Origin of the sequence: Stenotrophomonas sp. LC732 (assembly GCF_052446685.1) — a bacterium.
Lineage (GTDB): Bacteria > Pseudomonadota > Gammaproteobacteria > Xanthomonadales > Xanthomonadaceae > Stenotrophomonas > Stenotrophomonas muris.
Genome location: NZ_CP199214.1, coordinates 1,033,595 through 1,054,465, shown reverse-complemented (window position 1 = coordinate 1,054,465; position 20,871 = coordinate 1,033,595). Strand labels below are relative to the sequence as shown.

At 64.2% G+C, this 20,871-nt stretch carries 12 protein-coding genes, 1 tRNA gene and 1 pseudogene; 4 read left to right on the top strand and 10 right to left on the bottom strand.

Features of this window, described 5'->3' with window-relative positions; all coding sequences use genetic code 11:
* Positions 1 to 48: 48 nt before the first annotated feature.
* Both ACT6SE_RS05080 and radA read right to left on the bottom strand, forming a co-directional pair.
* Entirely contained in the window at positions 49 to 1,908 is a 1,860-nt protein-coding gene (locus ACT6SE_RS05080) for an ATP-binding protein (protein ID WP_014646396.1), read from the bottom strand.
* 135 nt (positions 1,909 to 2,043) lie between these two features.
* The gene (gene radA, locus ACT6SE_RS05075; RefSeq protein WP_014646395.1) at positions 2,044 to 3,420 is read right to left on the bottom strand and encodes a DNA repair protein RadA; all 1,377 of its coding nucleotides are present in this window, start codon (positions 3,418 to 3,420) and stop codon (positions 2,044 to 2,046) included.
* Between the two features lie 149 nt (positions 3,421 to 3,569).
* On the opposite strand from radA, the pseudogene ACT6SE_RS05070 reads away from it, so the two are divergent.
* Positions 3,570 to 5,627: pseudogene (locus ACT6SE_RS05070) on the top strand (putative bifunctional diguanylate cyclase/phosphodiesterase).
* A gap of 327 nt (positions 5,628 to 5,954) precedes the next feature.
* Here the strand turns inward: ACT6SE_RS05070 and cyoD are convergent.
* Genes cyoD through cyoA form a run of 4 tightly spaced genes read right to left on the bottom strand, consistent with a single transcriptional unit; the run spans position 5,955 to position 9,971 of the window.
* Positions 5,955 to 6,296: a cytochrome o ubiquinol oxidase subunit IV gene (gene cyoD / locus ACT6SE_RS05065; protein WP_005415725.1), complete on the bottom strand. Its 342-nt coding sequence runs from the start codon at positions 6,294 to 6,296 to the stop codon at positions 5,955 to 5,957.
* Positions 6,296 to 6,934, bottom strand: a complete 639-nt coding sequence (cyoC, locus tag ACT6SE_RS05060) for a cytochrome o ubiquinol oxidase subunit III (RefSeq protein ID WP_014646393.1) — start codon at positions 6,932 to 6,934, stop codon at positions 6,296 to 6,298. Before cyoC ends, cyoD begins: the two co-directional genes overlap by 1 nt.
* Complete coding sequence (gene cyoB, locus ACT6SE_RS05055; RefSeq protein WP_032956371.1) at positions 6,931 to 8,928, bottom strand: cytochrome o ubiquinol oxidase subunit I; 1,998 nt, start codon at positions 8,926 to 8,928, stop codon at positions 6,931 to 6,933. The genes cyoC and cyoB overlap by 4 nt, the downstream gene beginning before the upstream one ends.
* A gap of 2 nt (positions 8,929 to 8,930) precedes the next feature.
* The gene (cyoA, locus tag ACT6SE_RS05050; RefSeq protein WP_014646391.1) at positions 8,931 to 9,971 is read right to left on the bottom strand and encodes a ubiquinol oxidase subunit II; all 1,041 of its coding nucleotides are present in this window, start codon (positions 9,969 to 9,971) and stop codon (positions 8,931 to 8,933) included.
* Between the two features lie 355 nt (positions 9,972 to 10,326).
* Between cyoA and ACT6SE_RS05045 the strand changes: the two genes are divergently transcribed.
* Both ACT6SE_RS05045 and ACT6SE_RS05040 read left to right on the top strand, forming a co-directional pair.
* Positions 10,327 to 10,962, top strand: a complete 636-nt coding sequence (locus ACT6SE_RS05045) for a GyrI-like domain-containing protein (RefSeq protein WP_046429540.1) — start codon at positions 10,327 to 10,329, stop codon at positions 10,960 to 10,962.
* A gap of 13 nt (positions 10,963 to 10,975) precedes the next feature.
* Positions 10,976 to 11,311 (top strand): hypothetical protein, encoded by a 336-nt coding sequence (locus ACT6SE_RS05040; protein WP_046429539.1) that lies wholly within the window; start codon positions 10,976 to 10,978, stop codon positions 11,309 to 11,311.
* A 93-nt stretch (positions 11,312 to 11,404) separates the two neighbouring features.
* Here the strand turns inward: ACT6SE_RS05040 and ACT6SE_RS05035 are convergent.
* The 3 genes from ACT6SE_RS05035 to ACT6SE_RS05025 form a co-directional block, all read right to left on the bottom strand.
* Positions 11,405 to 11,480 (bottom strand) — tRNA-Thr (locus ACT6SE_RS05035).
* A gap of 188 nt (positions 11,481 to 11,668) precedes the next feature.
* Positions 11,669 to 12,825, bottom strand: a protein-coding gene (locus ACT6SE_RS05030; protein WP_087944427.1) for an IS3-like element ISStma5 family transposase whose coding sequence is annotated in 2 segments (ribosomal slippage) — positions 11,669 to 12,585 and positions 12,585 to 12,825 — 1,158 coding nt in all. Because the reading frame shifts where the segments join, the coding sequence is not laid out codon by codon here.
* Positions 12,826 to 13,115: 290 nt separating this feature from the next.
* Entirely contained in the window at positions 13,116 to 14,066 is a 951-nt protein-coding gene (locus tag ACT6SE_RS05025) for an RHS repeat domain-containing protein (protein WP_227863666.1), read from the bottom strand.
* Positions 14,067 to 14,141: 75 nt separating this feature from the next.
* Here ACT6SE_RS05025 and ACT6SE_RS05020 point away from each other — a divergent pair.
* Positions 14,142 to 15,298 (top strand): IS3-like element ISStma5 family transposase gene (locus tag ACT6SE_RS05020; RefSeq protein ID WP_087944427.1). Its coding sequence is split into 2 segments (ribosomal slippage): positions 14,142 to 14,382 and positions 14,382 to 15,298, totalling 1,158 coding nucleotides; the frame shifts between segments, so codons are not numbered across the junction.
* Positions 15,299 to 15,322: 24 nt separating this feature from the next.
* On the opposite strand, the gene ACT6SE_RS05015 is transcribed toward ACT6SE_RS05020, so the two are convergent.
* Positions 15,323 to 20,710 (bottom strand): RHS repeat domain-containing protein, encoded by a 5,388-nt coding sequence (locus ACT6SE_RS05015; protein WP_049420823.1) that lies wholly within the window; start codon positions 20,708 to 20,710, stop codon positions 15,323 to 15,325.
* Between the last annotated feature and the right edge of the window lie 161 nt (positions 20,711 to 20,871).

The window sequence follows — 20,871 nt, the reverse complement described above, 5'->3', positions numbered from 1 at the left end:
GGGGTAAGTACTCCTGTCTAGCGAAGGCTGGATGAGAGGGCGCGGTGCTCAGCGCAGCATCTGCTGCAGAGCACCGGCGATATCGGTAAAGGCGCCGTTGAGATCCGGGCCCTGCGTGGCGGTCGTTGCCCGGGCCAAGGGACGGCCCTGCGCAGCGACGATGATCTTCAGCGAGCGCAGCAGGCGTGCCGCCGCTTCGGCCTGCGGGTGGCCCTCGCGCTGGGCGCGCAGCAGCGCCTGCACCGCCGGGTTGTCGAGGTTGAGGTACAGCCGCGAGGGTGCGCGCGATTCGATGCGTGCGGTGAACTGGCGCGCCAGGCGCAGCGCCGCCATCGAAACGCGCTTGTCGTTCTCGTCGTCTTCCAGGCGCTGCTTCAGTTCGGCCTCGCGGTCGGGCACCACCACCACCGGCAGTGCTTCCGGGCTGAAACGCGCCGGCAGCAGCTGCTCGCCATCACCCAGCTGTTCGCGCAGCCATGCGAGCTGCGCGTCGTCGAGGCTGTCATCGCTGCGGAACAGTGCGCGATTGCCCTGCTCGGTGCCGAGTTCAACCAGGCGCAGGCCCTTGGCCTGGGCCCAGCGCCGCAGGAACGGCACCACCGCGTAGCGATGGCCATGCGCGACCGGCACCCCCATCGCGCGGAACAGCATCTCTTCGAAGCCACCGCCATTGTCGAGGATGACATGCACGGCACCGCGCGCCGGCAGGGCACTGGCCGGCAGGTCGCCCTGCGAGGTCGGCACGCGCACATGCTCCATCAGCAGGTCGAACAGGCGGTCATCGCACAGCGCCGCGCCCAGCAGCGCCTCGTTGTGGCGGCTCAATACGCGTCGCCACGCCTCCGGCTGCTGCCGCGCAACGTCGGCCAGACCATCGATCAGCGCCTCCAGCAAGGCATGTTGCACAGCGCGGTACTGGTCATCGCGCTGCAGGTCTTCGCGGCTGGCGGTGGGAGTCAGCCGCGAGGATTCGATCACCCCGCCGATGAAGCCGGCCCACGGCGGCAGCAGGTCACGGGCATCGTCATCCAGCAGCATGCCGCGCACGAACACCGACAGGTTGCGGTTGTCGCTGGTGCCATAGGTGGCACCATCCTGCACCCACAGCAGGCCGGTGGCATCGCTGTTGCCGTCGGCACGCAGCGGCACGGTGACGATCGGCTCGAAATCGTGTTCGAAGCGCGCGGCGAACTGCAGTGCCTGGCGGCGTGCCTGCACCGGGTGCACGGCCACGTCACCCTGCCCCCGCCACGGCGGCGGCTCGGGGTTGAGCGCTTCGGTCGCAGCACCGATGAAGATCGGTTCGGACAGCAGCGCGCAGTAGCGGCCCAGCACCTCATGCAGGCGCGCCTCGTTGGCCAGCGGCAGGAAGTCCGGATGCAGCTCCAGTTCCACCTCGGTGCCGACCGCACGTGCCGGCACTTCGCTGACGGTGTACTGCTCGGCATTGCTGGACACGTACAGATGGCCCAGCTCCGGCGTCTGGTACGAGGTGGTACGCACGCTGACCCGGCGCGCCAGCACGAAGGCCGACAGGAAGCCGAGGCCGAACATGCCGATCAGGCCTTCATCATCCTCGCCGCCCTGGCGCAGGCCACGGGTATAGCCGACGCCGACGGTGGCCAGGTAGTCGTGGATCTCCTGGCGGGTCAGGCCGGCACCGGTATCGGTGATGCGCAGCACGCCGGCACCGGCATCGACCTGCACCGAAATGCGCGAAGGCACCTGGACGCCGGGCTGCTCGATGCGGCGGCGGATGATCGAGTCGTGCGCGTTCTGCACCAGTTCGCGCAGCGCCACCACCGGGGTGGAATACAGGTGCTTGCCCAGCACCGTCATCAGTCCATTGAGATCGACCCCGGCACGACGGATCTCGGCGTTGGGGGCGGTGAGCGCGGTGTCCTGCATGTAATCGTTTACTCCTGGGCACGGAAAGGCGCCAGAGGGCGCCTTCGTCGAGCGGGAAAAACTAGCACAGCCAGCCTGACCGTTGCCGTATATGACGTATGTGGAGGCAGGCCCCGCAGCAGTCCCCCCAGTGCCTCACGCCGCGTCGATGGCCTCGGACAGGCGCTCCACCGCGATCACTTCCATGCCTTTCACCGATCCGCCCTTGGGCGCATTGGCCTTGGGCACGATGGCGCGCTTGAAGCCATGGGTGGCGGCCTCGCGCAGGCGGTCTTCGCCATTGGGCACCGGCCGGATCTCGCCGGACAGGCCCACCTCGCCGAACGCAATCGTCTTTTCCGCCAGCGGCCGGTCCTGCAGCGACGACAACACCGCCAGCAGCACCGGCAGGTCGGCGGCGGTTTCCTGCACGCGGATGCCACCGACCACGTTGACGAACACGTCCTGGTCGCCGACCAGCACGCCGCCGTGGCGATGCAGTACCGCCAGCAGCATGGCCAGGCGGTTCTGCTCCAGGCCGACCGCGACACGGCGCGGATTCGACAGCGGCGACGCATCGACCAGCGCCTGCACCTCCACCAGCAGCGGCCGGGTGCCCTCGCGGGTGACCATCACGCAGCTGCCCGGCTGATGGGTGCTGCCGCCGGACAGGAAGATCGCCGATGGGTTGGAGACCTCCTTCAGGCCCTTGTCGCCCATCGCGAACACGCCCAGTTCGTTGACCGCACCGAAGCGGTTCTTGAACGCGCGCAGCAGGCGGAAGCGGCTGCCGCTCTCGCCCTCGAAATACAGCACCGCGTCGACCATGTGCTCGAGCACGCGCGGGCCTGCGATGCCGCCCTCCTTGGTCACGTGGCCGACCAGGAACACGGCGGTGCCGGTTTCCTTGGCAAACCGGACCAGCCGCGCCGCGCTCTCGCGCACCTGGCTGACCGAACCGGGCGCGGCGGTCAGGCTCTCGGTCCACAGGGTCTGCACGGAGTCGGCCACGATCAGCCGCGGGCCGGCCTTGGACGCATGCTGCAGGATCGATTCGACCCCGGTCTCGGCCAGCGCGTTGACCCCGTCCAGCGGCAGCTCCAGGCGGTGCGCGCGGCCGGCGACCTGCGCCAGCGATTCCTCGCCGGTGACGTACAGCACCGGCAGTTCGGCCGCCATCTTCGCCACCGCCTGCAGCAGCAGGGTCGACTTGCCGATGCCCGGATCGCCACCGACCAGCACCACCGCGCCCTCGACCAGGCCACCGCCCAGCACCCGGTCGAACTCGCCGATGCCGGTGGAGACCCGGCGATGCTCGGTCTGCTCCACGTCCTTCAGGGCGGTGATCTTCGGCGGGTCGATCTTGCCGGCCCAGCCGGCCCGGCGCGAAGCCGGCGCCTTGGCCGCCGCCGCGCTTTCCAGCACGATCTCCGACAGCGAGTTCCAGGCGTTGCACTCGGTGCACTGGCCCTGCCACTTGCTGAATTCGGCGCCGCATTCATTGCAGACGTAGGCGGTGCGGGCTTTTGCCATCGGATGATTTCCAGCAACGGGAACAGGCGTGGCAGGATAGCCGAGCCGGGTCGCAGGTGCTGCGACCACTCAAGTCCTGCCCACCTGCGCCGATAGGGGTCGCGGGCGTGCGCCTTGCGGGCGCCCCTCCCTCCCCCACTGGATTCATCATGACTGGCAGCTACAGTCAGAGCCTGGTCATCATCTCCCTGCTGGTGGCCATTCTTGCTTCGTACACGGCGCTGGACATGCCCGGGCGCCTGGCCACGGCCGAGGGTCGCGTGGCCCGCTGGTGGCTGGCCGGCGGCGCGGCGGCCATGGGCCTGGGCATCTAGTCGATGCACTTCATCGGCATGCTCGCCTTCGACCTGCCGATTCCGGTGGGTTACGACCTTGGCATCACCCTGTACTCGCTGGCGGTCTCGATCGGCGCCTCGGCGTATGCACTGTGGCTGGTGTCGCGGCCCAGCCTGCCGTGGCGCCGGCTGCTGGCCGGGGCCGTGCTGATGGGCCTGGGCATCGCCACCATGCATTACCTGGGCATGGCGGCGATGCGCATGCAGCCCGGCATCGACTACCACCCGGGCTGGTTTGCCGCCTCCATCGCGGTGGCCATCGGTGCCGCCGGCGCCGCACTGTGGATCGCCTTCCGCCTGCGCGCCGAGCGGCGCAACACCCTGCTGCTGCGCGCGCTTGCTTCGCTGGTGATGGGCTTGGCCATCGTCGGCATGCATTACACCGGCATGGAGGCGGCGCGCTTCCCCGAAGGCAGCATCTGTGGCGCCGTCGGCAGTGGTGGCATCGACACGCGCTGGCTGGCGGTGCTGGTGATCGTCACCACCGTGGCCACCCTGGGCATCGCCCTGGTCGCCTCGCTGTTCGACCGGCAGATGCGCGTGCGCACCGGTCTGCTGGCCGATTCGCTGGCGCACGCCAACGACAAGCTGATCCAGGCCGCGCTGCACGACCCGTTGACCCAGCTGCCCAACCGCATGCTGCTGCAGGACCGCATTGAGCAGGCCATCGAGAAGGCGCGGCGCCGCAACCATGCAGTGGCGGTGATGTTCTGCGACCTGGACGGCTTCAAGGCGGTCAATGATGCGTACGGCCACCAGCTCGGCGACCGCCTGCTGGTGGCGGTGGCACAGCGCATCGGCGGCCAGCTGCGACCGCAGGATACGTTGGCCCGCCTCGGCGGCGATGAGTTCGTGATCGTGCTGGCCATCGACATTCCCGACGATGCGGTGGTGGTGGCCGAGCGCATCATCGCCGCGGCTGGCGAACCGTTCCTGCTGGATGCGGCCGAACTGCAGGTCAGCGCCAGCCTGGGCATTGCCCTGTACCCGGATGACGCCGGCAACGAGCGCGAGCTGATGGCCCACGCCGATGCGGCGATGTACCACACCAAGGAAACCGGGCGGAACGGCTACACCTTCTTCACCCCGTCGATGCAGCTCAGTGCCAACCGCCAGCTGCGCCTGCTGCAGGACCTGCGCAAGGCCATCGCCCGCGACGAACTGATCCTGCATTACCAGCCCAAGTTCCCTGCCGCCGGCGCACCGGCCACCGGGGCCGAAGCGCTGCTGCGCTGGCAGCACCCGGAGCTGGGACTGCTGGCGCCGGACGTGTTCATCCCCATTGCCGAGCGCAGCGGCCTGATCCTGCCGATCGGTGACTGGGTATTGGACCGCGCCTGTGCGCAGCTGCGGGCATGGCACCAGGCCGGGCATACGGAATGGACAATGGCGGTGAACCTCTCGCCGCTGCAGTTCGCCTCGCCGGCACTGCTGGACAGCGTGCGCGAGGTGCTGCACCGGCACCGGATCGAACCGGCGCGGCTGACCCTGGAGATCACCGAGACCACGGCGATGAAGGACGTCGATGCCAGCCTCGCGATTCTCAACGACCTGACCGCGATGGGCGTGCACATCGCCATCGATGATTTCGGCACCGGCTATTCCAGCCTGCTGTACCTCAAGCGCATGCCGGCCACCGAACTGAAGATCGACCGTGCGTTCGTGCACGACCTGGAGCGCAATGACGAGGACGCCGCCATCGTCTCGTCGATCATCGCGCTGGGCCGCACCCTGCAGCTGCAGGTGGTGGCCGAGGGCGTGGAGACGCAGGCGCAGCGCGAGTACCTGAGCGAACTGGGGTGTGACCAGTTGCAGGGTTACCACCTGGGCCGACCGATGGACGCCGAGGAATTCCTGCGCCGGGTGGGGTGAGGCGCCAGGTCCGGGGTCGGATCCCTTGCCGCAGGCAAGGGCTCTGACCCCATCCACGCATGGCGTGGATCTCCTGGTAGAGCCGGCCGCTGGCCGGCTTCGCGTAATTGCCGGCCATGCCGGGTGGGATCTCTTGCACAGGCAAGGGCTCTGACCCCATCCACGCATGGCGTGGATCTCCTGGTAGAGCCGGCCGCTGGCCGGCTTCGCGTAATTGCCGGCCAGCGGCCGGCACTACCAGCCTGGTGGGTGCACGAAACGCGCAACCACAGCAAACAGAAAGGCCGCCCGAGGGCGGCCTTTCTGCGTGGCAACGTCGCGAGGACGTCAGTGCATCATGTGCACGTTCATGTTGTGCATGACCCACAGGGTGCCGATCACGATGATGCCGATCACCACAACGGTGAAGGCCGCAGCGTTGACGTTCCAGCGGCTTTCCGAAGAGCGGTCCAGGTGCAGGAAGAACACCAGGTGGACCAGCATCTGCAGCACCGCGGTGACCGCGATCACCACACCGTTGACGGTGCGCGAGAAATCACCCGACATCACCATCCAGAACGGGATGACGGTCAGCACCACCGCCAGCACGAAGCCGATCAGGTACGACTTCACGCTGCCGTGGCTTTCGCCGCCGGTGCCGTGGTCGTGTGCGTGGTTGTCATGTGCCATTACAGCGCTCCATTGAGGTAGACGACGGAGAACACGCCGATCCAGATCAGGTCCAGGAAGTGCCAGAACAGGCTCAGGCACGCCATGCGGGTCTTGTTGGTCGGGGTCAGGCCGTACTTCTTCAGCTGCACGAACATCACCAGCAGCCACAGCAGGCCGGCGCTGACGTGCAGTCCGTGGGTGCCGACCAGGGCGAAGAACGCCGACAGGAAGGCACTGCGGTCCGGACCGTAGCCCTGATGGATCAGGTGCTGGAACTCATAGACTTCCATGCACATGAAGCCGAAGCCCAGCAGCCAGGTAACCGCCAGCCACAGGAACATCTGGCCAACCTGCTTGCGGTGCATGGCGATCATGCCCAGGCCGAAGGTCAGCGACGAGGTCAGCAGCAGCGCGGTTTCCCACGCCACGAACGGCAGTTCGAACAGGTCCTTCGCGGTCGGGCCACCATCGGTACCGCCTGCCAGCACCACGTAGGTGGCGAACAGCGAGGCGAAGATGAGGCAGTCGCTCATCAGGTACACCCAGAAACCGAAGACGGTGTTGCCGCCGGTGTCGTGGTGCTCGTGGTCGTCATGGCCATGGGCCGCCGCGTGCGCGGCGTGCCCGTGGCTCAGGGTCGAGGTATTGGTGCTCATGCCTTCAGCTCCGACTTCACCAGGCCCTGGGCTTCCAGGTGCTTGCGGTGTTCGTTCTCGATGCGTTCCACCTCGGCGGCCGGGACCCAGTAGTCCACGTCCTGGTCGAAGGTGCGGTAGATGAACGTGGCGATCATGCCGACGAAGCCGACGATGGCCAGCCACCAGATGTGCCAGATCATCGCGAAGCCGAACACCAGGCTGAAGGCACCGATGACAACGCCCGTGCCGGTGTTGCGCGGCATGTGGATGTCGGTGTACTTGGCCGGCTTCGGCCAGGCTTCACCGCGCTGCTTGCGCTCCCAGAAATCGTCCAGCTCGGTGACTTCCGGCAGCGTGCCGAAGTTGTAGAAGGCCGGCGGCGAAGAGGTTTCCCACTCCAGCGTACGGGCATCCCACGGGTCGCCGGTCAGGTCGACGGTCTTCTTGCGGTCGCGGATCGAGACGGCCACCTGGATGATCTGGCACAGGATGCCGGCGCCAACGATGAAGGCACCTGCGGCGGCGATCAGCAGCAGCGGCTCATAGGCCGGGTTGACCGTGCTCTGCAGGCGACGGGTCATGCCCATGAAGCCCAGCACGTACATCGGCATGAAGGTCACGTAGAAGCCGATGAACCAGCACCAGAACGCGCACTTGCCCCAGAACTCATTGAGGCGGAAGCCGAACATCTTCGGCCACCAGTAGGTGATGCCGGCGAACATGCCGAACACCACGCCGCCGATGATGACGTTGTGGAAGTGGGCGATCAGGAACAGGCTGTTGTGCAGCACGAAGTCGATGGCCGGGATCGCCAGCATCACGCCGGTCATGCCGCCGATGACGAAGGTGACCATGAAGCCGATGGTCCACAGCACCGGGGTGGTGAAGTGCACGCGGCCGCGGAACATGGTGAACAGCCAGTTGAAGATCTTCACGCCGGTCGGGATCGAGATGATCATCGTCGTGATGCCGAAGAAGGCATTGACGTTGGCACCGGAGCCCATGGTGAAGAAGTGGTGCAGCCACACGATGAACGACAGCACGCCGATGCAGGCGGTGGCGTAGACCATGCCCTTGTAGCCGAACAGCGCCTTGCGCGAGAAGGTCGCGATGACTTCGGAGAACACACCGAACGCCGGCAGGACCAGGATGTACACCTCCGGGTGACCCCAGATCCAGATCAGGTTGATGTACAGCATGGCGTTGCCGCCACCGTCATTGGTGAAGAAGTGCGTACCCAGGTAACGGTCCAGGGTCAGCAGCACCAGGGTGATGGTCAGCACCGGGAAGGCAGCGACGATCAGCACGTTGGTCACCAGGGCGGTCCAGGTGAACACCGGCATCTGCATCAGCTTCATGCTGGGGGTACGCATCTTCAGGATGGTGATGAAGAAGTTGATACCGCTCAGCGTGGTACCCAGGCCTGCGACCTGTAGACCCCAGATGTAGTAGTCCATGCCGACGCTTGGACTGTATTCGATGCCCGACAGTGGCGGGAATGCCAGCCAGCCGGTGGCAGCGAACTCACCGATCCACAGCGACAGCATGATCAGCACCGCACCGGACACGAACAGCCAGAAGCTGAGCGAGTTGACGAACGGGAACGCGACGTCGCGCGCACCGATCTGCAGCGGCACGGCCAGGTTCATCAGGCCGGTGATCAGCGGCATCGCCACGAAGAAGATCATGATCACGCCGTGGGCGGTGAAGATCTGGTCGTAGTGGTGCGGCGGCAGGTAGCCCTCGGAGCCACCGACGGCGATGGCCTGCTGGGTACGCATCATGATGGCGTCGGAGAAACCGCGCAGCAGCATGACGAAGGCGACGATGAGGTACATCACGCCGATCTTCTTGTGATCCACCGAGGTGAACCACTCCTTCCACAGATAGCCCCACAGCTTGAACTTGGTGATCAGGGCGACGACGCCCAGGCCACCAAGAACCGCGCCGATCAACGTCGTCAGGACGATCGGATCGTGGGGGATCGACTCAAGAGAGAGTTTTCCCAACATGTTCATTCTCCCGAACCCGCGTGGCCGGCATGGCCTGCGTGTTCGTGTTCGTTGGCATCCAGGTTTTCACCCGATTCCTTGGAATCATGCGCATCACTGGGGGCATGGCCCTCGTGCGCTTCATGCGTGGCGGCATCGGCAGCGGCGGCACCGGCATGCGAGTGCTTCATGCCGTAATGCTTGTTGTCGCCCATGTGCTTGGCGATGACCCAGTCGAACAGGCCTTCTTCGGTCTTGCCGAAGTAGGTGACCGGATACCACTCGGCGTTGCGTGCTTCACCCAGCGCCTTGAACGAGGCCTTGTCCAGGGTCTGCTCACCGGCGCGGACCTGGTCCAGCCACTGGCGGTATTCGGCATCGGTGACCGAGTAGGCGGTGAAGTGCATCTTGGCGAAGCCCGCGCCGCTGTAGTGCGAGGACATGCCCGGGAATTCGCCGGTCTCGTTGGCGATCAGGTGGAGCTTGGTCTCCATCGCAGCCATCGAGTAGATCATGCTGCCCAGGTGCGGGATGAAGAACGCATTCATCACCGAATCGGACGTGATCTTGAAGTTCAGCGGCGTGTTGACCGGGAACTTGATTTCGTTGACGACCGCCACCTTCTCTTCCGGATAGATGAACAGCCACTTCCAGTCCAGCGAGATCGCCTCGATGGTGACCGGCTTGACGTCCGAATCCAGCGGACGATACGGGTCCAGTGCGTGCGACGAACGCCAGGTCAGGACCGCCAGCACCAGCACGATCATGCAGGGAATGGACCACACCACCACCTCGATCGCCGTCGAGTGGGACCACTTCGGCTCGTAACGGGCCTTGGTGTTGGAGGCGCGATACTTCCACGCGAACGTCAGGGTCATGATGATGACCGGGATGACGACCAGCAGCATGAGCACGGTGGCCGTGATCAGCAGGGTCTTCTCATCCTGGCCGATCTGGCCCTTCGGACTGAGGATGGCCACCGCATCGCAACCGGTGAGCATCACCAGCAACGACAGCAGCAGGCCCGGGCGCAACCAGCGCCCAAGGGTTTTCAACGGAATCATCGGTCGATCCAATTGCGAGGGAATGCCGTTCCCCGTCCCTGCCTGTTCCGGCCAAAAGCCGGTCCCACCGGTCCGGAAGACAGGCAGGGAGGTGGGGTCGAGTCAGCCTTTCAATTTTAGGCCGTCACCCACCATTTAAGAAAGGCATTGACATTGATCGAGCGCAGGAAAGGCCCGATTCTGGCTGCGACACGTTGTCGCACCGCACGGGTGTGACGGGCGCATGACCCAGGACTGCGTCGCGGCCCCGCGCGCTCGTGGGGCCATTCGCCCTCGTTCGGCAAAGTCACCTGAACCGGTTCAGCGTACTGGCGGGTGCCTGGCGTGGGATGCTCTGCACAGGAGGAGGCCCCCGATGGACAAGATCGACTTCAAGAAGCGCGACCAGGCGCTCTATCAACCGCCCGCCGGCAGGTTCGTACCGGTCGATGTGCCGCCCCTGCCCTACGTGATGGTCGATGGTCGCGGCGACCCGAACACGGCCCCCGCCTACCTGCAGGCCGTGCAGTGGCTGTATTCGGTGAGCTATGCATTGAAGTTCGCGCTGAAGGCCGAAGGGCGCGACTACGTGGTGCCACCGCTGGAGGCGCTGTGGAGCGCCGAGGACCCGGCCAGCTTCATCGCGCGACGCAAGGACGAGTGGGCCTGGACCGTAATGATCCGCACGCCCGAGGGCATCGGCCCTACGCAGTGGCAGGCCGCGATCAGCAAGGCGCGCGCGAAGCTGGGGGATGCGCCGCCCAGCCTCCGCAATGAAATCCTTGCCGAGGGCCCCAGCCTGCAGACCTTGCACGTGGGCGCCTACGACGACGAAGGCCCCGTCCTGGCGCATCTGCATGAGGAAGTGATGCCCGCACTGGGTTACACCTTCGCCGGCCCCCATCATGAGATCTACCTGAGCGACCCGCGCAGGACCGACGCGGCGCGGTTGAAAACCGTGCTGCGGCAGCCGGTGCGGCCGATCAAGCCTGATGAGGATTCCGGCACATGACACAAGGAATGCCATGCACCTGATCAACCGACTGCTGCACTGGACCACCCTGCCCGCCGGGCGCCGCCTGATGGCCGTGCTGGGTGCCGCGCTGGTGATCGTGCTGGCCTGCAATCCGGATCTGCTGCCGTTGTTGCCGGTGGTGGATGCGCTGGGCCTGGACGTACTGATGCTGTTGCTGGGTGCGCAGGTGGTGGCGGTCCTGCCTTGGGTGCGGGAGCGGGCCGCGCGTGGGATCAGGGTGCTCGCACACCTGCTGATCGGTGCATCGGCGGGAGCAGCGGGTGGTTATCTCCGGCAGCTCGCGTGGTGGCTGGTACGGGGTGCGGGGATGACGAGACGTTGCTGAAGGCTTGCAGCCTTCAGTGAGGTGACCATCCAATGATCACCGGCGAGCGCAAACAAAAAGCCCCGACCAAAGGCCGGGGCTTTTCACTACAACTGGTGCCGGAAACAGGAGTCGAACCTGCGACCTACGCATTACGAATGCGCCGCTCTACCAACTGAGCTATTCCGGCCTAGCTGGACATTGTAGGACTACAAGCAACATGCGGTCAATGGCTGCGCATCTACCCTCTTCATGGGCCAACAAGCCGCTACCAGCTACTGATAGTGGCTTTCACGGATGACCTTGGAACATCGCTGGTCGAGATCAACATGAAATGACTTCAGTCCACCTTCTGGCAGCAGAACCCTGTCATGGGTTCTACCCCGAAATCACGGACGGTTGTAAAAGGGCTGAGAACTTCTGGTCTTGCCTGGCGACCCTTCGTCGCATCCTCGGGTTGTGGAACCGCTCGATGTATTCGAACACATCCGCCCTCGCGGCATCGAGCGTTGGGTAGGTCATGCGGTAGACCCGCTCGCGCTTGAGCAGGCCGAAGAAGCCTTCGCACGCGGCGTTGTCACCGCAGTGGCCCACCGCGCTCATCGAGCACACCAAGCCGTTGGCCGCCAGGTAACGCTGGTAGTCGCCGCTTCGGAACTGGCTGCCACGGTCGGAGTGCAGGATCAGTGGATGGCTGCCTTGGCGCTGCCAGACCGCCATCTGCACGGCCCTGATCACCATCTGACGATCCTGACGATGATGCATTGACCACCCCACCACCCGCTGGTCAAACAGGTCCAGCACGATGCACAGATACAGCTTGCCTTGCCGGGTCTTGAGCTCGGTGATGTCGGTGACCCACCTGGTCTCCGGCTCCAACGCGGTGAAGTCCCGCTCCAGCAGGTTGCGCACACCCGGCGGCGTCAGCGCCGGCTTGCCGCGCTGGCCTCGCCGCTTCGGTCGCGGCCAACCCTGCAGGCCATCGGTCGCCATCAGACGCGCCACCCGGTTCAGGCTCGCCGTCTCGCCTTCCTCGGCAAGGTCTTCATGCATCCGGCCGGCGCCCAATGTGCCCCGGCTGTCCTCATGCAACTCACGGATCCGGCCGAGCAAGCGCTGGTTGTCGCGCTCCCGGGCACTGGGCAAGCGCTTACTCCAGTCGTAGTAACCGCTGGCCGAGACCCGCAGGCAACGACACATCAGTCGCACTGGAAACTCATCGCGGCAACGTTCGATCACCTGATACCTCAGGATGATCCCTTGGCAAAGAACGTCGCCGCTTCTCGCAAAAAATCCCGCTCCTTCTTCACCCGGGCCAGCTCGCGCTTGAGCCGCGCCAGTTCCTCGTCCCGGGGCGTCCCGGTGCCACCGAAGGCCACCTGGCCCCGGCTCTGGGCCTCCCGCTTCCAGCGGGTCAGCAATGCATCCCGGATCCCCAGCTCCCGGGCCACCTGGGCACAGCTGACGCCCGGCTGGCTGGCCTGCTCAACCGCACCGCGCTTGAACTCGGTGCTGAACTTCCTTCGCTTCGACATGAACACTCCTCATGGCCTTGATCGGCCTTCTCGTAAGTGTCCGTGAAAACGGGGGTGAACCCCATGGACGTGCTGGACTGAGAAGCCAATATCTGCGGTGCCGGAAGACTCCTCCGCAATGCGATACATCTCCCGTTTCCATCCCCTCGTCTCTTGGACGTAAGTCTCGATTGTCGTCACGCATCTTTCTAGCCCTTCCAACCCCTTCTCACCTCGGGGCTCCTTCGCTGCACAGCCGCCTGCCATCAGCAATGAAAACAGCAGCCCCACTTTCAAGATGACTGAGCGTTTCATCTGCGTCCCTCCATGATAGGTACGAACTCATAACCCTCATGACTTCTAATCATCCCAGGCACTCCCATTTCTTCAAGGAACTGATAGTCATACCCGTTAGCTGCAGGGCGATAACCCTCTTCCCGAGTATTCGGGTGAGTATGGAAGAATCCTATAACTCGGCAACCACACTGAAACTCTGAAGGCTTGAAAAGCACATCCTGCCCCATTTGAGCACGAGTACCAGGTTGAGCACGAATCAATTGAGGGGCGCCAACCAGGTTCGGAGCCACGATCCACCCTCCTTGTTCCCGCTTCAGCGATCCAGGTTGCCCCCACAATACAGTTGGCGCATCGGGGTTGGAGTCCTGCCAAGCTCGCTCCATCTGCCGCTTCAGCCCAGGATCTCTCGTCCAAGCAGGATCAGTCGATTGCGGAGAGCGACCGTAACTTGGTGACGCCGAAGTTGACTGCCTGCTTCCCACTGCCCCCGTGCCCATCGTTCCTCGACCTGCAGAAGAACCACCGTATGCCCCCTGCTCCAACTGGCAGTCAGTGTCTTTGCCACATGCTCGCCGGCCATCGGGATCAAAGTAGCGATATGGGTTCGAATTGGCATACCTGTAGCGTCCGAATGCTCCCACCGAATCGCTTTGGGGCGACACCGGATCCACACTAAGGAACACACCAAGGATTGGATCCATATACCGCTGCTGCATGTAACTCAAGCCCGTCGAAGCATCACTCACGTGCCCTGCGTAGCCAGGCCCATCAGCAACGGACCCACCAACCACGGCGCCATAGGGCTCATAGGTGGTACGCCGGATAACGCTGCCAGCCGCGTCAGTCTCAGCGACCGGTGACCCTAACGCATCGGTATGGATATAGGTAATCGTCTCCGCAGCAGCCTGATTGAACAGTCCACCCAGAATCAGCGCGGCCCCACCTACGGTTCGACTCACCAGCATCTTCATTCCTGCGGGGTTCACCCCCGTTTTCACGGACACTTACGAGAAGGCCGATCAAGGCCATGAGGAGTGTTCATGTCGAAGCGAAGGAAGTTCAGCACCGAGTTCAAGCGCGGTGCGGTTGAGCAGGCCAGCCAGCCGGGCGTCAGCTGTGCCCAGGTGGCCCGGGAGCTGGGGATCCGGGATGCATTGCTGACCCGCTGGAAGCGGGAGGCCCAGAGCCGGGGCCAGGTGGCCTTCGGTGGCACCGGGACGCCCCGGGACGAGGAACTGGCGCGGCTCAAGCGCGAGCTGGCCCGGGTGAAGAAGGAGCGGGATTTTTTGCGAGAAGCGGCGACGTTCTTTGCCAAGGGATCATCCTGAGGTATCAGGTGATCGAACGTTGCCGCGATGAGTTTCCAGTGCGACTGATGTGTCGTTGCCTGCGGGTCTCGGCCAGCGGTTACTACGACTGGAGTAAGCGCTTGCCCAGTGCCCGGGAGCGCGACAACCAGCGCTTGCTCGGCCGGATCCGTGAGTTGCATGAGGACAGCCGGGGCACATTGGGCGCCGGCCGGATGCATGAAGACCTTGCCGAGGAAGGCGAGACGGCGAGCCTGAACCGGGTGGCGCGTCTGATGGCGACCGATGGCCTGCAGGGTTGGCCGCGACCGAAGCGGCGAGGCCAGCGCGGCAAGCCGGCGCTGACGCCGCCGGGTGTGCGCAACCTGCTGGAGCGGGACTTCACCGCGTTGGAGCCGGAGACCAGGTGGGTCACCGACATCACCGAGCTCAAGACCCGGCAAGGCAAGCTGTATCTGTGCATCGTGCTGGACCTGTTTGACCAGCGGGTGGTGGGGTGGTCAATGCATCATCGTCAGGATCGTCAGATGGTGATCAGGGCCGTGCAGATGGCGGTCTGGCAGCGCCAAGGCAGCCATCCACTGATCCTGCACTCCGACCGTGGCAGCCAGTTCCGAAGCGGCGACTACCAGCGTTACCTGGCGGCCAACGGCTTGGTGTGCTCGATGAGCGCGGTGGGCCACTGCGGTGACAACGCCGCGTGCGAAGGCTTCTTCGGCCTGCTCAAGCGCGAGCGGGTCTACCGCATGACCTACCCAACGCTCGATGCCGCGAGGGCGGATGTGTTCGAATACATCGAGCGGTTCCACAACCCGAGGATGCGACGAAGGGTCGCCAGGCAAGACCAGAAGTTCTCAGCCCTTTTACAACCGTCCGTGATTTCGGGGTAGAACCCTGCGTTCATCGCGCCCACCTCAGTTCGACCAGGCCGAGCACGCCTGCGCGTTGCAGGCACGCACCTTGTAACCACCCTGGCAGCGCGTATCGAGGTCGTAGCCGATGCCTTCTGCCCTATAGGTCGCGCCGCCGCTGCTTGAACGCATGTTGTAGTAGGTGGCACCCGGCGACGCATTCCAGATGACCGAGCAGATGTTGGGGCCGCTCTTTACGATCCTCACACCCGTAGGTACGGCCGGCGCACTGGAAATCGCAACCAGGCCAGCAGCAGAACTGGGGCTGCAGCCTGCGGGATTGCAAGCACGACCACGGTAGTAGAAGTTGCCTCCGCCGCCCTTGCTGAGGGAAACGGCTCGATCCCCCGCAATCAGCGACCAGTTGGCGCCGTCAGTACTTTCGTCGATTTCATAGCGCGTCGCGTCCGCCACTTCCAGCAGGGAGATCGAGTAAGCCGCGCCGATTCCCACCCCATCCGGCACGCGCAGAACCGGGGTCGCCGGAGGACCAATCACGCGCACGCCCGCTACCGCGGACCACGGTCCGCAACCGGCGACATTGCAGCCACGCACCTGGTAGTCCCACTGTCCCGGCCAGCGGCCGCCTCGGGCCACGGCGGTCGCACCGTCTTCCTGGGCGAGTCCGAAGCCACCCCCATTGAGCTGCTCCATCAGCTGATAGCTCGTCGCTGCGGGGATTGCGCCCCACCACATGCTCACGGTTGAACTGTAGCTCACGCCACCGAGATTGATCGCCGTGGCTTGGACCGGTGGCAATGTCACGACGATACTGCCTACGGCGCTTGACGCACTGCACCCGGCGTCATTGCATGCAAAGGCACGATAGCCGTAACTGCCGGCGATTCGTCCGCTGATGGCCAGTTGATTCCCACTGATCCGGTTGATCTCAGTCCATGCTGCTCCGTTGAATTGTTCTTCAATGCGATAGCTGCTGGCCTGTGCCACGCTCGAAACAGAGACGGCGTAGCTGCCGTTGTAGCTCGCAGCAGGTACCGACAGTGCGGGTACGGATGGGGCATACAGCGCGGTAATCGCCGCTTCGGCCGAGTAGACGCCGCAGCCCTGTGGATTGCATGCTTTGACCCGATAGCGATAGGTGCCTGCCGGTTTGCTGGTCACTTGATAGGTGCGGCCAGCACCATCAAAGACCACGCTCCATCCGCCACCCACGGCCTCTTCAAGCACAAAGCGGGCGGCACCCTGTACCGCTGACCAGCTCAGGAAATAGGTTCCGTTGATACCTTGCGCCGGTGCAGTGATCACCGGCGCAGCGGTGGGAGCAAGCTCCACCTGGATGGAGGCTTCCACACCCCAAGCACCGCAGACAGTGCCATTGCAGGCACGGCCACGATAGCGATAGACGCCGGAGCTTCGCCCGGCCAGCGAAACGTTCAGCGCAGGCCCTTGATAGACAGCCTGCCAGTCACCGCCACCCGACTCCTGCACCTCGTAACGCTGCGCACCGGCAACGGCTGTCCACTGCACCGCAAACGCACCGTCCGCGCTGTAACCCGGAACCGTTACGACCAGTGCTGCAGGCGCGATATCCACGGCACGCTTGGCAACAAGGCTGCCGTTGAGCTGGATATAGTCAAAGCCCTTCGCCTGGCGCTGATCGTGCTGATAGCGCAGCACGCCATCCTGCCCATAGAGGGAACGAATGTTGCCATTGGGCGCACTGGCCAGGGTGCGGCGTCCATGCGCGTCGTACTGATAGGCCTCCTTGCCATCGACCTCGCGCAGGCGATTGCCGTAGTCGAACCGGAACGCCACGCCATTGCGGATCTTCAGGTTACCCTGGCTGTCATAGCCAAGCCCGGTCACGGTCGCACCACTGCCGACATCCCGCACGTTCGTCAACCGATTGTTGAAGTCGTACTCAAAGGACTGCCGCCGTGCACCAACGCTGGCGGTGACGATATTGTCCAGAACGTTGTACGCATAGCTTGCGTTTCCGAAGCTGGCCGCCGTCACCGTGGTCAGACGATCCAGGCCGTCGTAACGCATGTCGCGGTTTCCAGGGGCTGCCGGCAGGCCGTCACTGATGGCCGCCACATTGCCATTGGCATCGTAGTCGTAGCCGTCATCGATGACCTTGCCACCTGCACCACTGTCGGTGCTGCGATCGGGCAGGCCGCGCGCGTTCTGCGTCATCTGATGCACGACGCCGTTGCCATAGGTGAAGCCGCTCATGCCGCCGTTCGCGTAATAGCGCACGTTGGTGGCGAAGGCTCCGGCTCGCGTCGGCTGCCCCAGCGCATTCGGGCCGTAGTCGATCGTCAGGCCGGACGGCTGCACATGGGTTGCCAAGGCGCCGTTTGCATCGTAGCCATAGCCCAGCGCCCAGGCCTCGCCACCGTCGTAGGCCACGCTCTCGGACGTGGGCAGTCCACGCAGATTGTAGGTGTAGTCGTTAGTGGTGACGGCGCCGTTGTTGCGCGTCTGCACACGCTTGACTTTCCCGCCCGGCCAATAACTCCAGTCCTGATCACCCTGGCCATCAGAGAAACGCAGGGTCAGCAAGCGATTCATGCTGTCGTAGCTGCGGTCAGCCCGCGAAGGCGACGCATAGGCAGCGTCGCTGTCGCACTGAGGGCCCAGCAACGTCAGGCCCGAGGCAGACCAGAGCAGATTGCCTGCAGCGTCATAGCCCATGCCGGTCGCACCGGTCTCAGGCTCCATGCTCTTGCACAGCCGCTGGGCGCCGTCATAGACGTACTGGCGCCGTACACTGACGCTGCCATCGTAGTTGCGCCTCAGGATCGACAGCGGTTTGCCCAGCGTGTCGCGCTGAATCTCCGTCACTACCCCTTCCGCGTGGAGAATCCGGATGGGCGTGTCCTGGCTGGGCTTGCCGTACATCAAGTAGTCGGTGGTGGTGGCAATGCCGCGCGGATTGGTCACCCTTACGCTGCCTCCGCCGATCTGCTCGGTGGTCGTGACAAGCCGGCCCAGTTCGCTGTCCTGCTCGCTGCGATTGGGGCGCCCGAGCGCGTCATAGCCGGTATGGGTGCCGGGCAGCGCCGAGCGGAAGTCGGACGCCGCGCGCGTCGGATAGGAGGTAAAAACCAGGCGCCCATTGCTGTCATAACGGGTCACCGTCTGGCGCAATGTACCGCCACGGTCCGCAGCGTCGAACGACTCTTCCAATACTGGGCGCCACAACCCATCGTAGTACGTCACCGCGCGTGCGTTGCCGGTACTGGACTCGCGCTTCCAATGTCCCGCTTCCAGCCCGATCTCCGCTCCCGCCACCTGGAAGAATCGCGTTGTAGAAGGATTCCAGGCCACGCTGTCATTGGCGGCCTGGGTCGCCAGTACGATTCGGCCCATCCCGTCGTAGTCGAAGCTTCGGCTGGCACCATTGGGCTCCACCGCTGCGCGCACCCAGCCATTGTCATCGACCTGCAGCGAGGCACTGCTGCCGTCCGGGTACGCGACACTCTGCGGCAGGCCACGCTTCCAGCTGCCAAGCGCAATGGCATTGCCCTTGCCATCGGCCACGGAGGCGAGCGTGCCATCGGCGTGATAGCCCAGCGTCTGCTGCAACGCGCCGAAGGCGTAGGTACGTTGCGGGCGCGCCATCGAGTCGAACTCGGTGCGTTCGGTCTCAATCTCAACGCCGCCAACGCTCTGTGTGCTGCGCGCGACTTGGCTGAGTATCCAACGACCCGTGTCGTCGAAGTAGGTGGTTCTCAGCGTTCGCGCGCGCCCCAACGAGTTACTCTCGGTCTGCACCACCGGCCGCACATGCGCATCGAACTGATCGGTCGTATTGACGAAGTTGACGCCATCCTGGCTGAGCACAGATTGCTTCAGGGGACGAATCTTGACGGCGAAGGGATCATCGGCCGCGGTCATCGAACCGTAGCTGTCCGGGAACGGTCCGGCCTGGACCTCGTCCGAACTCATATAGGTATTGGTGATGACCTGGACGATCTGACCGTCCGGCGCACGCACCGCCTCCTGCAGCAACTGCCCCTCGTTCTCGTCGAGTTTTCGTCCGAACACACTGTGACGGCGCGTACCATCTGGCTCCACAATCGTCGACACTGCGGAGTTGGCCAGGCCCGAGTCATATCCGCCCGACTCGTACGTCCAGGTCAAACTGCCCAACCCGGGCCCCGTCAGCGTCTTGCTGGTGATCGCGAAGAGGTCGAACGCATTGGAGGCGCGTTGCGCGTAGCGCCCACCGCCCATGTCTGCGCAAGCGGTACTTTTTACACCCAGGCGGGTGCGGCGCAGGTACTTGAACTCAAACTGTCCACGCGTTCCAGATGGGTGGGTCGCGATCAGGCTGAATCCAGACTGCTCGAACGTGGGCTTGGTGCAGAGCTTCGGTTCGCCATCCCAGCTCTGATATTCCGGATTCAGGCCACCGAACCCGCCGTCCTGCCAGCTGTATTCGTAGCCCAAGCGCGCGCCATCAGGCTGCTGGACGGCGCGCAGCGAGGGCCAGCGTGCAAATCCCATCCCACCGGAACCTTCGTTGTACTCGTAGCTCCAGGTACGGCCATTGGCTGCCGCACTGGCAATGCGGTCCCCGGCATAGGCAATGGAGATGGCGCGACCATCACTGCCGCGAATGCCAACCAGCTTGTCGCCCGAATAGTCATAGGCAACCCAGTTGCCATGACGGTCTTCGACCCGGCTGGCCATCAGCAGAACACGCACCAGCTTGGACCCCATGCCTTGGCCCAGCTCCATGAAGCCAGCCGTTCGTTCAATCCCCACATTGAAGAAGTAGCGATTCCCCGATGCATCCACGCCCAGGAATCCTTCGCCGGGATAGCCATTGGCCGTCGAGCCCAGGCAACTGAGGCGCATGTTGCCCCGAGTACCCCAGCGATAGGTTTCACCGTTGGTGGGTTTCGGGTTGGAGGCGTTGGCGATCAGCAGCATCTCCTGCTCGCCCTGGTCGGGGACACGCACCTGCACGCCGGTCCAAATCTCGAAGGTGCCCACGCCGGTACGCGTCTTGGGGTAGAAGGTCTGCGAGCAACGCTGGGTGGCGCCATTACCCGACTCGTTCCATTTCCAGATGGAGTCGAAGGTGGCGTGCATGTAGGGGACTTCGATGTCCCAGCTGCCGAATCCCCCCAACGGTTGCCGGTCCTTGAAGGACTGCACAGCGAGACGACGTTGCAATCGCACCGGCAGTGCATTGTTGCCTGGCAGGTCAATGTCAGTGACGACAAATTCGGTCGACCCCGAGCTGGGGCTGATGCTATCCCCGAACAGGCTCGAGGTCAGCGGTGCCAGCCCCTCACCGCTCTTGATCTTTTTGTAGTACTCGGTATGCGGGGTGACCGGGCTGCTCGCCCAGCTCCCCCCGGATGACATTACCAATGCTGCGCCGAACAACGCCTGCCACTGCCAGATACGCATGGAACATCCCTTTGTCCAAATGCGTCGGCAATCACCAGACGTTCGGTAATCCACCGACGTGTGCTGGCGTCATGTTCCGGCCGAAAAGCAGCTGCGCCGTCCCTTGCGCCCCCTTTACCTTCAGGGGCACAAGCCCCTTCACGACAGCTTCATATGATATT

Coding starts and splice junctions, on each gene's coding strand:
- ACT6SE_RS05045 (WP_046429540.1), top strand. CDS start 10,327: ATGGACAAGATCGACTTCAAGAAGCGCGACCAGGCGCTCTATCAACCG.
- ACT6SE_RS05025 (WP_227863666.1), bottom strand. CDS start 14,066: ATGCTGGTGAGTCGAACCGTAGGTGGGGCCGCGCTGATTCTGGGTGGA.
- cyoC (WP_014646393.1), bottom strand. CDS start 6,934: ATGAGCACCAATACCTCGACCCTGAGCCACGGGCACGCCGCGCACGCG.
- cyoB (WP_032956371.1), bottom strand. CDS start 8,928: ATGTTGGGAAAACTCTCTCTTGAGTCGATCCCCCACGATCCGATCGTC.
- cyoA (WP_014646391.1), bottom strand. CDS start 9,971: ATGATTCCGTTGAAAACCCTTGGGCGCTGGTTGCGCCCGGGCCTGCTG.
- ACT6SE_RS05040 (WP_046429539.1), top strand. CDS start 10,976: ATGCACCTGATCAACCGACTGCTGCACTGGACCACCCTGCCCGCCGGG.
- radA (WP_014646395.1), bottom strand. CDS start 3,420: ATGGCAAAAGCCCGCACCGCCTACGTCTGCAATGAATGCGGCGCCGAA.
- ACT6SE_RS05080 (WP_014646396.1), bottom strand. CDS start 1,908: ATGCAGGACACCGCGCTCACCGCCCCCAACGCCGAGATCCGTCGTGCC.
- cyoD (WP_005415725.1), bottom strand. CDS start 6,296: ATGGCACATGACAACCACGCACACGACCACGGCACCGGCGGCGAAAGC.
- ACT6SE_RS05015 (WP_049420823.1), bottom strand. CDS start 20,710: ATGCGTATCTGGCAGTGGCAGGCGTTGTTCGGCGCAGCATTGGTAATG.